The organism is Candidatus Melainabacteria bacterium (genome assembly GCA_016193285.1).
Classification (GTDB): Bacteria; Cyanobacteriota; Vampirovibrionia; order 2-02-FULL-35-15; family 2-02-FULL-35-15; genus JACPSL01.
The window spans coordinates 36,657-51,332 of the sequence record JACPSL010000018.1; the positions used below are offsets into that span (position 1 = coordinate 36,657).

Sequence of the window (14,676 nt, forward strand, 5' to 3'; positions counted from 1 at the left end):
TTTATATGCCAAAGCTTTGCATAAATATTGATCATATAGCAACTGTTCGTGAAGCAAGAAAAACAATTGAACCTGATCCTGTTTTAAGTGCAAAGCTTGCAATTGAAGGTGGTGCAGATGGAATAACTATTCATCTAAGAGAAGATAGAAGACATATAAAAGATCGGGATGTAATTCTACTAAGTCAATTTATTAATAGTCATCAGGGCAGGATAAATCCTGCCCCTACTGTACTCTTTACGCTGGAGATGGCGGCCGCCGATGAAATGCTTGAAATATCTTCAAAGATAAAGCCTAATTTAGTAACTCTGGTTCCTGAGAAAAGACAAGAACTTACAACTGAAGGTGGATTAAATGTTATTTCACAAAAAAAATATTTAAGTGATTACTTAGAAAAACTTCATAAGAATAACTTAGTAGTAAGCATTTTTATAAATGCTGATAAAGAACAAATTAAATTAGCAAAAGACATAAGTGCTGATTTTGTAGAAATTCATACAGGCCCATATGCAGAAAACCCAAATGAAAAAGAATTAAACCTTATAAAGGAAGCAATTTTGTTTGCTCAAAGCATTGGTCTTAAAACAAATGCAGGCCATGGTTTAAATTATGAAAACATAAAGCCTATTGCAAGGATAAATGGTATTGAACAACTTCATATTGGGCATTCAATTATAAGCAAAGCTGTAATGATTGGAATAAAAGAAGCTGTAAGAGAAATGAAAATTTTAACTCAATTAGGCTTACCCCACGTTATAAATGCTACTTAAGCGGGTATAATACTTTTACGTTAAAAATTAAACAACTTAAAAAGAGCTTTATAGCTCTTTTTTTATTTTGATTTAAGATTAAATTTTTTTAATGAAGAGGTTTTGTTAACCTTTACTTTATACAAGTTCTTTAGAGTCAATTTATAGGAAAAGGTTCTTAGAAAAACAAGAAGGGTGAAACAATGAGTGACTTTACATTAGGACTTAGATTTATAAAAGAATATATTACAAATGGGTTTTCTTATGCTGATGCTGTAGTTAATGCTAAGAAAAATCAAGATATGGTTGATGGTACAAAATTGCCAGATGCAAAATATGAAGCTGTACGTGCACAAATGAAAAAGGGTACCTTTGCAAGCAAAACAGCTGAAACTGTTATTAAACCAGTTTATAAAGGTGCAGGTTCTAGTGATGAAGAAGTTAAGCAACACTCAGACAACTTTGGGAGAATTATTGATGGACGTGCCTTCAAAGGGGATATAAACGAAGGTAGTAAGAAAAAGTAATTTGCTATTATTTTCTTTGTGGCTGAAGATATTGAGATTAAACTAGGTCAACTTTTCTTTGTTGGTTTTTGTGGATATTCTTTATCAAAAGAAATAAAAGATTTTTTTAAAACAGTTCAACCAGGTGGAATAGTTTTTTTTGAACATAATGTTAAAAGCAAGAAGCAAGTTAGAAAGCTAATTAAGGATATAAATAAATTTTTTAAAATAAAACCATTTATTGCTGTTGACCAGGAAGGTGGTCGTATTGAAAGACTTAAAAAGATTTGTACTTCAGTACCAAGCCTTTGGGAACTTAGCAAGCTTGGAGCAGATAAAGTTTTAGAAGCACAAAAAATAATTATTAATGAACTGCTTGAACTTGGTTTTAATATGAATTTTGCACCTGTTTTAGATATAAACTCAAATCCTAAAAATCTTGTTATAGGAAGAAGAGCAATAAGCAATGATCCTGAAATTGTTACAAAAATTGGCTGTAAAATAATTGATTTGTATTTAAAGAGAAATATTATTCCTGTTATAAAACATTTTCCAGGGCATGGGGATACGGATGTTGATTCACATTTAGCCCTTCCAATTTTAAATAAAAGTAAAAATCAATTAAACAATTTTGAACTTTTACCTTTTAAAAAAGCAATTAAAAACAATGCCCCAGTCATAATGGTTGGACATATTCAATTACCAAAAATTGAAAAGGATAAAAAAAGGCCAGCATCCTTGTCAAAAAATATTTTGCTGGATTTGCTTAGAGATGAACTAAAATTTAAAGGATTAATTATTACTGATGAGTTAGGTATGAAAGCAGTTAGTAAGAACTACTCTTTAGAGGCTGCTGTTTATGAAGCAATTAATGTTGGTGCTAATATGCTTTTATTTAACCAGAAAGAAAATCGCATTACTCGATCATACAAGCACGTTAAAGAAAAATTAACAAGGGAGCTTTTAAACAAAGTTGAAGAATCATATAAAAGAATAATCACAATAAAAAACAAATTCCTCTTAACTTCCTCTTAATAGATCTCATGTAACTTACTCACTTAGCATAAAGGAGCATTATGCCATTTAGATATCGTTTAGAAAAAGTACTAAAGATCAGAGAAGAAGAACTCGATGATGCAATCATTGCAATGAGAGAAGCAGAAGATCATCTAAGAGAAGTCTCTTATGAACTAAGTATAACTATTGAAAAACGAAATGAGATGCATGCTGAATTAATTAAAGAAGGATTAGCACATGCAAATCTTTATGTAATGAGGATTAAGCAATTAAATGAAAAAATTGCTTCCTTAGAAAAAGAACTACAAGCTGCCCAGGATGCACTCTTCAAAGCAAGAGAAGAAGTAAAAGAAGCAAAAATAAGGCTTGAAGCTTTAAAAAGACACAAAGAAAGAAAATATAAAGAATATACAAATGAAGAAAACAGAAAAGAAAGAATTATGCTTGATGAAATTGGGATCTTAAAACATACCAGGGAACTTTTAGAAAGTAAAGAAGGAGAATAAGATAAAGTGATACCTCAAGTAAACATTGATAATAATCTTGATACCTTTAAAATGGCTAACAACCTTTTAAAAAATCCTTCTAATGTAAGTTTTAGTAAGTTGCTAGAAGAAGCAAATGAAAAAAGGATACAAGAAGTATCTCCAAAATTAGAAGAAAAAGAAACAACTGCGGAAGAAGCTTTAGAAACAAAAAAGAAAAAATCAAAACAAAATTCAAATGAAGAATTACCCAACGTAAGTACAATTATTCAAAACACAGACAACAAAACTTCAAGAGGGGTCCACTCAACATATGCACTTTTAAATAAATTTAAAGAAAACAAGCAACATTTTGAAGAAGAAATGTTTCAAAGCCCAAGACAACAAATACTAAACAATGCTCATAATGTTGCTGGTCAAGCACTTATCCAGCCAGTTTATGATCAAGGGCAAAGAAGACAATACTCTAAATCAGAATTACTTGCTCTGTGGGAAAAATTTATACCAATAGTTACTGAAGACATAACTAAAAAATCAATAAGAGTAGATATACCACTTTTAAATGATGTTCAAGCACTTGTGCTTAGAATGCATCCAGACAGAAGTGTTACAGCATCCTTGCTTGGCTCAAAAGAAATGGGTGAACTAATTAAAAATAACAAGGATAAACTAAACAACAATTTAAAACATCATCGTTTATCACTACGTGATTTTAATTTTTATGAGTCAGAAGTTTTGTTTAATAATGAGTCAGGTTCAAGGAAGAAAAAGAGAAAAGAAAAGCAGCTTAAAACACCTAATTTCAATTTAATTTAAGATAAAAAAAGTAAAGGAGAAATGACCATGTACAACATATCAACACTAGCAGCAAATGCAGCACAATCAGCGTTAGAACAAATTGACTTTTTAACTTCTAACGTAATTAATGGTGAAACACCAGGCTATAACGGTAAGAGATTTACCTTTAGAGACTATTTATTTGGTGGCACAATTGAAGATGCTGGTTATTCCTGGAGACAAGGCAAAGAAATGGTAAGAGTAGGTGAACCTACAAAGATGATGCTTAGAGGCAAGGGCTTTTTCACTATGTTAAATCCAGGAAATAATGAGATTGTGTACACAAGACTTGGTGATTTTCATTTTGATAGAAACGGTTACTTAGCTTCCAACGAAGGTTTTACATTACTTGGAACTCCTCTCCAATCAAATGTTCAGCCACATGGAAATTCTGGATATGCAAAGTTAGGACCAAGAGCTGAATTTGATATATTTGCAGATCCATTTAATAGTCCTGCAAAAAGAGAATATGCACAAGTTAGTTCAGGTGGAGCAATTGGAAAACCACAACCAATTAATCTAGCTGTTGATCCTACTAATGGTTTATATCTTGGAAAATATGAAAAAATTAGAATTGATAAAAGTGGTGTAATTTGGGGGAAGTATGGTGACAGTGAAGTATCACTGTATAAAGTAACACTACGAAATTTCCAAAATTTAAATGGATTAAAAAACTTCCGTGATGTTTACTGGAAACAAACTTCTGAAAGTGGTCCTGCATTACCATCTAATGCACTTGTTTTTAATGAAGCATTAGAAAAATCCAATGTCTGGACTAAAGTAGAAATTGACTCCATTATTGAAGCACAAAGACAATACACTGCAGCAATTAATGCACATAAAGTTGCTGACAAATTGCTTCAACAAGCTGTTGAACTTGTTGGTTAATCCCACCCATTACCCCTGTCAACCGACGAGTTCATATAAAGGCCCCTCCAAAAAAGTGAGGGGCTTTTTTTCAATTATCAAGATTAGTACCATAATTACTTCTTTTAATAAGTTCTACAAATTCCTTAAACAAATAATCACTATCATGTGGTCCAGGAGATGCTTCAGGATGGTATTGAACTGAAAAGATTGGTAACTCTTTATATCTCAAACCTTCATTAGTATTATCGTTTAAATTGTAGTGGGTAACTTCTAATTCTTTTGGAAGTGTTTCTGTTTCAACTGCAAAACCATGATTTTGTGCAGTGATTTCAACTTTTCCTGTAAGTAAATTTTTTACAGGCTGATTTGCACCACGATGTCCAAATTTTAGTTTATAAGTTTTTGCACCAAATGCTTGAGCTAATAATTGATGTCCAAGACAAATACCAAATATTGGAATATTTAATTTATCAATTACTTTTCTAATTGTTTCTATTGCATATTTAACAGGCTCAGGGTCCCCTGGTCCATTTGATAAAAAAACTCCCGTTGGATTTATTGCTTTTATTTCATCAAATGTTGTCCAGGCAGGAACTACAAGTGGTGCTAATCCAAAATAACTTAGCCTGTTTAAAATATTTCTTTTAATTCCAAAATCCAATGCTACTATAGGCCAGGCTGGCTGGGTTTTTGGCATAGGTCCTCTGTAGTTTTCTTTTGTAGAAACTTCTTTAGCTAGATCTCTTCCTAGCATTTGTGGGGATTCTAAAACTTTTTTATGTAGTTCTCTTGGATTTAAAATTTCAGTAGAAATTCCTGCTCTCATTGCACCTACATTTCTAATCCTTCTTGTAACTGCTCTTGTATCAACATAAGAAATTCCAACTAGCTCTTGAGATTTTAAAAAGTTGTCAAGTGTAGAATCAGCACGCCAATTACTTTCTTTAGGACTTAAGTTTCTAATAACTACACCTTTTGCAAAACTTTTTTTTGCTTCTAAGTCAATATTGTTTGTACCGTAGTTTCCAATCTCAGGATAAGTAAAAGTAATAATTTGGCCTGCATAACTTGGATCAGTAATTATTTCTTCGTAGCCAGTCATGCTTGTATTAAAAACAATTTCGCCAAGTGTAGTTCCGGAGCATCCAAAGTTCTTACCTTCGTAAGTTGTTCCATCTTCCAGTGTTAAGATTGCTTTTATTGTCATCCTTAACATTTATATCAAATATCGTTAAAATATGAAGATTTAATGGCTTTATGCTTAGGGGTTGACATAATTCCTAAAATGTTTAGAATCAAAAGTAAGAGTTCTTAAACAGTTCTTAACCTAGAACCTAAAAGGAAAAAATAAAAAATGCCGCCAAGAACACTAAACAGAAGACCACAAGCAAGATCAAAAGGAAGTGATCCTACAATAAGTGTTGCTGCTGCATCTACAGCAAAAGTAACTTTAGCAACAAATAATCCAGAAATAGAAAATAAACAAGCTAATCAAAACCAAGGACAAAACGATGATTTAAAAAAGCTTATTGAAACTTTAAAAAATAAACTTGGAAGTACTCAAGGAACACCAATACAAAAACAAACTCCTCCTCCTCCAAAAGCAAGAACAGTTTGGAACCGCAGCATAACTACTGAAAAAACCTGGGTACCAAAACCTGCTTATACAATACTTACAAGGGTTTCAAATCATGAAAAGGTACCTGTTAAGTCATCCAAGATATCTGACTTGTCTATAAATTCACTTCCACACTCATTTTTATATAGACCAGGTGCAGCTGGAATTAAAGTTGACAAGTTAACAGTTAAATCCGGCAAACAAATCGGCTGGGGTTAATTTTTTTAAAAAGAAAAAACAAATTTATTTTCTTGTCTAGTCCTTGCAATTGCAAGTGCATTCTTTGGAACATTCTTTGTAATAACTGAACCTGCTGCAATCATTGCACCTTCACCAACTACAACTGGAGCAACTAAAACAGAATTTGAACCTGTTGAAGCCCTATCTTTAATTATTGTTTTACTTTTTTTACCAGTACGTGAATTGTAATTTGCAGTTATTGTTCCAGCACCAATATTTACATTCTTACCAACTGATGCATCTCCAATGTAGCTCAGGTGGGCAATTTGAGTATTGTTTCCAATTTTACTTTTTTTAATTTCAACAAAATTTCCTACTTTAATATTGTTTGCTAAAACCACATTATCTCTTAGTCTTGAATAAGGTCCTATATGATTGTTATTTCCAATTTTTGAATTTGTTACGTGTGAAAAAGTAATATTATTTCCAAAACCAATTGTTACAGTGCCTTCTATATACAGATTTGGACCAAGAATGTTTTTAGAACCAATTTTAATTTTTCCTTTTAAAAAAGTATTTGGATAAATTATATTCCCTCGTGAAATCCTAACACCTGAGCCAATATAAGTATTCCGTGGATCCAAAATTGTAATTCCCTTATCCTGGAATTTTTTTATAACTTTATGATTCATACTGTAAAATAATAACAAAAACAATTATAAAATGCTAAAAACTTATACAGATCAAAAATCTTCCTTGTTCATTACAAAATGGAAAGATTGTCAAACCTTTGTAAGTAAAGTTAAATCACAAAGACCTCTTTTTATACTTGTAATTGCTTCTACTGAAACAGCATTAATTCCTGGAATATCCAGTGCTGGACAAAATGTAGAGCTTTTAAAATTAACTCCAGCACTAGATGCTGACTTTTTACTTTCTAAAAAAGAAGAATTTAAAAATCAATTACCAGTATCACCAAGTGGTATTCCTTCCCCAGTAATTATTTCAAAAGCAATGATTGATTTACTAGATTTGGATATTTCAGTAATTGATGTTGGTGCCTTTGTAAAACCTAAAGGTGAGCACATTAGTTTAAATATGGGTACTTCAAAATGCATAACTACTGGTAATGCTTTAGGACCTATAAAAACATCTTTCTTATTTCAAAAAGGTGAAAAACTTATTTCAAATTTTAATGCTTATCCTTATGTAGTAATTGGTGAATGTGTTCCAGGAGGGACAACCACTGCTTTAAGTGTATTGTGTGCATTAGGAATCAATGCTTTTGATTTAGTTAACAGTAGCTCACCTGAAGGAAATAATCTTTGGAAAAATCAAACAGTAAAAGATGCTCTACTTACAAATGCTAATTTATTTTCACGAGTAAATAAAAACCCACTTAAAGCAGTTGATTATTTTGGTGATCCAATGCAGGCTTTCGTTTGTGGTCTTATAAAAGGTGCACAAAAAGTAAATAAACCTATACTTCTTGCTGGAGGTTCTCAGATGCTTGCAGTATACTACTTAGCAAAGAAAGTTTTAGGTTATTCACCATATGATGTAGCAGTAGCAACAACTTCTTGGATTACAAATGATAAAAATGCTAAGACTAAAAAACTTGCTGAACTTGTTGATGCACCACTTACTTCATCAAATGTTCATTTTAAAGACTCAAAATGCCAAGGGCTTTATGCATATGAAAATGGTCATATTAAAGAAGGTGTTGGTGCAGGTGGATTAATGGTGGTTGCTGATTGGTATAAGAATTTAACACAAGAAGAAATTGTATCTAAAATAGAAAATGTTTATTGTAATTACTCAGCTGGCTCTGCGGAACTCTCGCTCCTTGAGCCAGCTTTCCATAGACCGCTCGGCTTGCCCAAGTAAATTGGATCAAGCCTCACTTTATTAAATAGTATAATTCCGTGAAGGATAACCTAAGATAAATTAACGTGCTGAGTAATTATATTCGGTCACAATAACAAAAATTGTTTAAAGATAACTACAAGACATAAAATAGTTACTTCACTTAATTCAATTAATGCTCCATAAGTATCACCTGTATGACCTTTAAAATGGTTATCAAGCCAGTGTGACCAGAGCAGACAAAAGACCATAGACAATAGACCATAGACTAGATAAATAAACTTTAGATGAAAACAAAATATACACATTAAGAAAACTATAACAAAACAAAAAAGATTTGCGAAAAAATCTCCCGGCTTTTTTACTCCAGATAAAAGTAAAGATGAACTTATTCCAGAGTCCTTACTTTTATTTAAAAAAGTAAAAGAATATACAGCAGCTAATCTTGCAAGAGCACAAGAAATTATAATTACAAAAAATATCTTATTTAAAATAATAGTGCAAAGAGAAATTAATTTAAACAAAACAACAAAAATACCTGCCATTGCCCCAAAAGCACCTATTCTGCTATCTTTCATGGCTTCTATTTTTCTTGTTTTATCTTGACAATTAATGCCATCAAATGTATCCATTAATCCATCAAGATGCAAACCACCAGTAATTAAAACCCATAGAAATACAAGCAAAAGAGCTGAAAATAAAACTGGTAATTTAAAATACAAAAAAATCTTAGCAAATAAAAAAAGAATTAAGCCTATTAAAAAACCTATTAAAGTAAAGTATGGTGCTATCCTTCCCCAGTCTTCTTTTGTTGCTTTTGGTAAAGGAGGCGCAGGCAATTTAGTTAAAAAAAGCCAGGCATAAAAAAAACGATGAAGTAACTTTATCATCCAATTCTTTTTCTCATCGACTCCTCATGTGCTTTTAATCCTTCAGCATCTGCTAAGTTAATTACATCTTTTGCAATTTTATTAAATGATTGTTTATCAAATGAAATAACTGAAATCTTTTTCATAAAATCCATTACTGTAAGTCCACTAGAAAATCTTGCACTCCCACCTGTTGGTAAACAGTGGCTAGGTCCTGCAATATAGTCACCGACCGACTCACAAGAGTACTCACCTAAAAATATAGCTCCTGCATTGTAAATTTTATTTAATAAGCTGACTGGATTTTTTGTGATTATTTCTAAATGTTCTGGTGCAAACTTATTTATTAAATCAGTTGCTTTTTGTAAACTTTTTACTATAATAATTGCACTATTTTTTTTCCAGGAGTTAAGTACTATATTTTTATTTGGTAATTTTTTTGCTAGCTTTAAAAGTGTTTTTTGTGTTTCTTTAGCAATCTGTTTACTGTTGGTAACTAATAGTGCAGATTCAAGTCCTGAGCCATGTTCAAGCTGGCTTAAAAGATCAATAGCTAAGTAGTTAGGATTTGCAAACTTATCAGCTATGATTGCAACTTCACTTGGTCCATATAAACCATCAATCCCTACATCTCCAAAGACAACTTTTTTAGCTAGTGTTACATAAATGTTTCCAGGTCCAATAATTTTACTAACTGGTTTTACTGTCTCTGTACCATATGCTGAGGCTGCAATTGCTTGAGCACCACCTATTTGATAGATCTCATTTACGTTAAGCAAATTACAAACAGCTAAAATATTTTTATGTACAGGTGGTGGAGTAAATACTGCTATTCTTTTTACACCGCTAACCTTAGCTAATATCACTGTCATTAAAATTGTTGAAATTAATGGACTTTTTCCACCAGGTATATAGATACCAACTGAATCTAAAGGAACATACTTGTAACCAAGTTTTTCACTTTTTCCAAAAGATTTAATCCAGCTTTTAGGCATATTTGTTTTTTGAAATTTTTGTATTCTAGAAATTGCTTTTTTTGCTGATGCTAAAAGATCTCGTGCAATTTGTTTCCTTGCTTTTTTAATTTCAGATTTTGAAACTAAAATATTTTTTAACTCACGCTTGTCAAACTTTCTTGTATAGTAAATTAAAGCTTTATCACCTTTTTCTCTTACATTCTCTACAATATTTTCTACTACTTTTAATTCTTTTTTTTTCTTGCTTAGATTAAATCTTGAAGAAATTTTCAGAATTCTTTCCTTTGCTTTATCTAAATTTTTAATTGTTGGCATAAGAGTATTATAAGCTCTCAAACGACTTAATTGCTTTTGGCAAATAAGTAATTAAATCCTGTGGAAGAAGTGAATATTTTGTTTTTTCACCTGCAATTATTTCAGCAACTTTTCCATGAAGGTAAACACCAACACAAGCTGCAATCGGTGGTTCAAGACCTTGTGCAATTAATCCTCCAATGTAGCCAGCTAATACATCTCCAGTTCCACCTTTTGCTAGTGCTGAATTTGCAAATGGAGAAATGTATGTTTTTCCATCTTTTGCTGCAATAATTGTTCCTGGACCTTTTAAAACTACTGTACATCCAAGTTCTAAAGATGCATCTTGTGCAAGTTTTAATTTATTCGATAAGACTTCGTTTAAATCTTTTCCTAGTAATCTTGCAAACTCTTTTAAATGTGGGGTTATAATCATATGGTTTCTAGCGCTTCTTAAGATTTCTTTTTTAGATGCCAAAACACTTATGCCATCAGCATCTAAAACAATAGGGACTTCTGCATTAGTAATTAGTTCACAAACTAAAGTTTTAATCTCTTCTCTAAGAGTTAAACCTGGTCCTAAAACTACAACATTGGATTTTTTACATTCGCTCAGAATCTCATCTAATTTAAATTCCACATGAATTACTTCAGGAATGCTAGAAGTAATTTGAACAAATACTTCTTTTGATGTAGCTAAACAAGTTAATCCTGAACCAATTGAACTAGCAGCTTTGCTTGCTAAAATTGCTGCACCTGGATACTTCATGCTACCAGCAACTACTAGTGTTCTTCCAAAACTACCCTTGCTTTTATCATTAGCCCTTTGAGGTAAATTGTCATTGGCAAATTCATCATCTAATAAAAATAAATTTATATCCTTGTCAGGTAAACCAATATCAACAACATTAATCTTGCCTGAATATTCTCTGCCAGGATAAATATATAATCCTATTTTTGGATAACCAAAAGTTACTGTTTCCTTAGCCTTTATTGCACAAGAAGATATATTACCACTACTTGGATCGACACCGGTTGAAATATCACATGCAATAATATTTTTACCTGAGTTATTTACTGAATTAATTATCCATTCATAAAAAGTTGAAAGCTTACTTTTACTACTAGTACCTGTTCCTAGTAAACAGTCTACAACTGTATTTGTATCTTTTAAGAAGCTTAAAAAGGCTTTATCACTTTCATTTTGAATTTGAAAATATTGAATCTTAGTTTTTTTTACTAGATCAAAATTAATTTTTGCATCATAAGATAATTCTTGCTCACTAGAAGTTAAACAAATAACCACTTTGCGTTTTAACTTGTGGAGGTATTTACTTGCAGTAATTCCATCTCCGCCATTATTTCCTTTACCACAAATAAACATATATGGCTCATCATAATTTTTTACTATACGAGCTAAACCTTTTCCTGCTTTTTCCATGAGCTCTAAAGAGCTTCCTAAACCCATTTTTTTTATGTATTCAGATTCATGTTCACGTATTTGACTAGAGGTTACTAACTTTTGCATTTTTGTATTTTATTTAGCTACAATCATTAATTTGGATTTCCCAGAATAATCAATTTGAGCTATATTTTCAAATGAAACCTTGCTACCAACACTAATCATATTCTTGTCTGTAAATCCACCATTTACTTCAATTACTTCAGTTACATTAAAATCTGACGAGTAAAGAGTATGAGTTTGATTCGGCTCTGCCGCTTTTACAATTTTAACAATTTTCCCCTGGTTTATAAAAATTATGTCAAGTGAAATGAGTGTATCCTTCATCCAAAAAGTAACTTCCTTTGCTGGTCTAAAAACAAAAACCATGCCTCTATCTTGTGGTAAGTCTGGTCTACTCATTAAACCTTTTGATTTTTTTTCGTCAGTATCTGCAATTTCAAGAAACACTACTAGATTTCCCTTGCCTGAAAACTTAACCAAACCTTGAAGAGCTTTAGCTGAGCTTTCAGAAAAGAAAAACATAATTAAAATTAAAATTATAGAAATTATTTTTCTAAACATTTCATTACCTTACCACTTACTACTTACCTCTTACCACTTGTTCTTTACCATCCATACTTTGCATAAAGAGTAACTTTATAATTTGGATTAATCCAATCAATTAATACCCCTCTTGTATTTTGCAAAGACTGACTTTTAATTTTACCGCTTGGATCTATAAAGGCAGAAATACCATTGTTAGCACAAATTACAAATGGCTTTCTGTTTTCTATTGCTCTAAATGCAGCAAAAGCTAAAAATTGCTCCTTAATTCTAGAGTTAGAAAACCAGCTTAAATCAGAAAGATTAACTAATAGTCCTGCTTTTTGAAGAGAATATTTTCTTATAAGAGAAGGAAAAATTAATTCAAAACAAATATTCATACCTAGTTTTCCAATAGAACTGTTTATTGCGGAGATTTTTTTACCTTCAACAAAACCTTCCCCAATAGTAAATGATGCCAACTTTTTTAATATGTTAGGTAAGATATAAGAAAAAGGTACAAATTCTCCAAAAGGCACTAGTCTTTCTTTTTCATAAAATGAAAACCTGCTTTCACCAGGAAGAATACTTGCTATGCAATTTGTAAATTCAGAGTTCTGTTTATTACAATACGTACCAAAAATAACACTTGCTTTCTTTTTATTTACTATAGATTTTAACCAACTTTGTACAGAGGGGTTTTTATTGAAAACTGTTGGTAAAGATCCTTCAGGACTAATAAAAAGTGCTGCTTCATTGTTAACTAAAAGTTCTTCATAAGTTTGTTTTGCAAGATTTAAATCAACTTTTGCTCCACGTGTAGTCTTAATTGGTAAGTTACCTTGAAGCAAGCAAATAGCTTGTGATTCATTAGAAAATTGTTGTTGATTTCTTTCATATAAAAAAAATCCTGTTATTAAACTTATAAAAATCAAAGTTAAAACAAAAATAAAACCATTGATAATTACTTCAAGCCCTCCAGGTGTCTTTGGTATATGTCTATCTCCTATTTTTTCAGAACTAAATATCCAAATCAAGAACTCTGCTAAAACTAAATTAAAAATAACAATTAAAAAACTAATTGAAACACTTCCAAAATATTCTGCAATTTGAATTAAAAATAAATTCTTATACTGGCTATATTCAACTAAGGTCCACGGAAAACCTGGTAAATATTTACAAGAAAGTAACTTATTAAAAACAATTAGCCAAATAAAAGTTGTTAATATTAACTTTAAAATACTGTTATTAAAAGGTTTTACTGAAACTTGTTTTAGTAAAAACACACAAATTGTAAATAAAACAAAATAAAGTGAACAATAAACTGATGTTATAAAAAGAGCTAAATAAGACAAAATTAAACTCTCAGTATTACTTAATCCTAACCAATCTAAGGGGTGCATTGAAAATAACCAATGCAAATACCAGAAGTTATAACCAAAGCCAAATAAGAATGAATAAAAAATTCCTTCTTTAATCTTCTTAGCAGTGTTTATAATAATAAAAAGTGGTGTAAGTCCAATCCATGCAACAAGCCAAAGATTATATTCTGGTGCACTAAATGATAAAAGAAATCCACAAAATGTTATTAACAATATTTTTATTACTGGGTTTGACAACATAACAAATATTTTATTAGTTTTATAAAAAACAAAGGAGAAATGTGAGACTAAATAACAAAGCAAAAACTATTTTAGGTATTGATCCTGGCAGTACAACAGTTGGCTATGGAGTCTTGTGTTATGGTAATGGAGAAACAAAACCAAAAGCAATAGGTTATGGATATATTGACTTAAAAGGTAATTCTGACAAAGGTGACAAACTTTTACAACTTTACAATGATTTAAAGGCACTATTTAAAAAATACAAGCCTGATAGTATTGCAATTGAAAGTCTCTATTTTTTTAAGAATGTAAAAACTTTTGTGCCTGTTATGCAATCAAAAGGCGTCATTTTGTTTTCTGCAGCAGAATCAAAAATAAAAACATATGAGTATACACCACTACAAGTAAAACAAACTATTTCAGGGTATGGTAAAGCTAGTAAATCTCTAATTCAAAAATTAATACAAAAATACCTGGACATTAATTCTACGATAAAGCCAGATGATGCTTCTGATGCACTTGCAATAGCACTTTGTCATGCTAATCACCTGGTTCAAAAAGATGAAAAAAAATTAAATTAAAAATCTTACAAAGAGAACACAATTTAGAAATAAAAATTTACAGAAAAATATTTTTATTTATTTTCTAGACCTACAAGCTAAATCCTTATTTTAGGGATATCCAGGATTTATTACCTACGCCAATTGGACGAATTTTCTACATTAAACCTTAACCTAAATATGTTTGTTTTATGATAAAGGGATAGCTAGGTTTCTAATGTAATTGTATGAGGCATTATGTGATAGAGAGCACTTAC

The 14,676-nt window shown here is 31.0% G+C and carries 16 protein-coding genes; 9 read left to right on the top strand and 7 right to left on the bottom strand.

Annotated features, from left to right (window positions below; all coding sequences use genetic code 11):
- The first annotated feature begins 5 nt into the window (after positions 1 to 5).
- The 6 genes from HYY52_03830 to HYY52_03855 all read left to right on the top strand — a co-directional run bounded on the left by HYY52_03830 (position 6) and on the right by HYY52_03855 (position 4,482).
- The gene (locus HYY52_03830; GenBank protein ID MBI2995817.1) at positions 6 to 770 is read left to right on the top strand and encodes a pyridoxine 5'-phosphate synthase; all 765 of its coding nucleotides are present in this window, start codon (positions 6 to 8) and stop codon (positions 768 to 770) included.
- A gap of 182 nt (positions 771 to 952) precedes the next feature.
- Positions 953 to 1,276 carry a hypothetical protein gene (locus tag HYY52_03835; GenBank protein ID MBI2995818.1) on the top strand — a complete coding sequence of 108 codons (324 nt, stop codon included), beginning with the start codon at positions 953 to 955 and terminating at the stop codon, positions 1,274 to 1,276.
- Between the two features lie 18 nt (positions 1,277 to 1,294).
- Positions 1,295 to 2,290: a glycoside hydrolase family 3 protein gene (locus tag HYY52_03840; GenBank protein MBI2995819.1), complete on the top strand. Its 996-nt coding sequence runs from the start codon at positions 1,295 to 1,297 to the stop codon at positions 2,288 to 2,290.
- A 41-nt stretch (positions 2,291 to 2,331) separates the two neighbouring features.
- Complete coding sequence (locus HYY52_03845; GenBank protein ID MBI2995820.1) at positions 2,332 to 2,778, top strand: flagellar FliJ family protein; 447 nt, start codon at positions 2,332 to 2,334, stop codon at positions 2,776 to 2,778.
- Between the two features lie 6 nt (positions 2,779 to 2,784).
- Positions 2,785 to 3,573: a hypothetical protein gene (locus HYY52_03850; GenBank protein MBI2995821.1), complete on the top strand. Its 789-nt coding sequence runs from the start codon at positions 2,785 to 2,787 to the stop codon at positions 3,571 to 3,573.
- A gap of 27 nt (positions 3,574 to 3,600) precedes the next feature.
- Complete coding sequence (locus HYY52_03855) at positions 3,601 to 4,482, top strand: flagellar hook basal-body protein (GenBank protein ID MBI2995822.1); 882 nt, start codon at positions 3,601 to 3,603, stop codon at positions 4,480 to 4,482.
- Positions 4,483 to 4,552: 70 nt separating this feature from the next.
- Here HYY52_03855 and carA read toward each other — a convergent pair whose 3' ends face one another.
- Complete coding sequence (gene carA, locus HYY52_03860; GenBank protein ID MBI2995823.1) at positions 4,553 to 5,680, bottom strand: glutamine-hydrolyzing carbamoyl-phosphate synthase small subunit; 1,128 nt, start codon at positions 5,678 to 5,680, stop codon at positions 4,553 to 4,555.
- 138 nt (positions 5,681 to 5,818) lie between these two features.
- On the opposite strand from carA, the gene HYY52_03865 reads away from it, so the two are divergent.
- A complete protein-coding gene (locus HYY52_03865; protein MBI2995824.1) occupies positions 5,819 to 6,301 on the top strand; it encodes a hypothetical protein in 483 nt (160 codons plus the stop codon).
- 5 nt (positions 6,302 to 6,306) lie between these two features.
- On the opposite strand, the gene HYY52_03870 is transcribed toward HYY52_03865, so the two are convergent.
- On the bottom strand, positions 6,307 to 6,954 hold the full coding sequence (locus HYY52_03870; protein MBI2995825.1) for a hypothetical protein: 648 nt from the start codon (positions 6,952 to 6,954) through the stop codon (positions 6,307 to 6,309).
- 31 nt (positions 6,955 to 6,985) lie between these two features.
- On the opposite strand from HYY52_03870, the gene HYY52_03875 reads away from it, so the two are divergent.
- Positions 6,986 to 8,149, top strand: coding sequence for a TIGR00303 family protein (locus tag HYY52_03875; protein ID MBI2995826.1), 1,164 nt, complete (start codon positions 6,986 to 6,988; stop codon positions 8,147 to 8,149).
- 86 nt (positions 8,150 to 8,235) lie between these two features.
- Here the strand turns inward: HYY52_03875 and cobS are convergent, their stop codons facing one another.
- Genes cobS through lnt form a run of 5 tightly spaced genes read right to left on the bottom strand, consistent with a single transcriptional unit; the run spans position 8,236 to position 13,877 of the window.
- Positions 8,236 to 9,018, bottom strand: coding sequence for an adenosylcobinamide-GDP ribazoletransferase (gene cobS / locus HYY52_03880; GenBank protein MBI2995827.1), 783 nt, complete (start codon positions 9,016 to 9,018; stop codon positions 8,236 to 8,238).
- On the bottom strand, positions 9,015 to 10,289 hold the full coding sequence (hisD, locus tag HYY52_03885; protein MBI2995828.1) for a histidinol dehydrogenase: 1,275 nt from the start codon (positions 10,287 to 10,289) through the stop codon (positions 9,015 to 9,017). Before hisD ends, cobS begins: the two co-directional genes overlap by 4 nt.
- Positions 10,290 to 10,296: 7 nt before the next feature.
- Positions 10,297 to 11,796: an NAD(P)H-hydrate dehydratase gene (locus tag HYY52_03890; protein ID MBI2995829.1), complete on the bottom strand. Its 1,500-nt coding sequence runs from the start codon at positions 11,794 to 11,796 to the stop codon at positions 10,297 to 10,299.
- A 9-nt stretch (positions 11,797 to 11,805) separates the two neighbouring features.
- The gene (locus HYY52_03895) at positions 11,806 to 12,294 is read right to left on the bottom strand and encodes a DUF192 domain-containing protein (GenBank protein ID MBI2995830.1); all 489 of its coding nucleotides are present in this window, start codon (positions 12,292 to 12,294) and stop codon (positions 11,806 to 11,808) included.
- 44 nt (positions 12,295 to 12,338) lie between these two features.
- Complete coding sequence (gene lnt / locus HYY52_03900) at positions 12,339 to 13,877, bottom strand: apolipoprotein N-acyltransferase (GenBank protein ID MBI2995831.1); 1,539 nt, start codon at positions 13,875 to 13,877, stop codon at positions 12,339 to 12,341.
- Between the two features lie 41 nt (positions 13,878 to 13,918).
- Between lnt and ruvC the strand changes: the two genes are divergently transcribed.
- Positions 13,919 to 14,440: a crossover junction endodeoxyribonuclease RuvC gene (ruvC, locus tag HYY52_03905; protein ID MBI2995832.1), complete on the top strand. Its 522-nt coding sequence runs from the start codon at positions 13,919 to 13,921 to the stop codon at positions 14,438 to 14,440.
- The last annotated feature ends 236 nt before the right edge of the window (positions 14,441 to 14,676 follow it).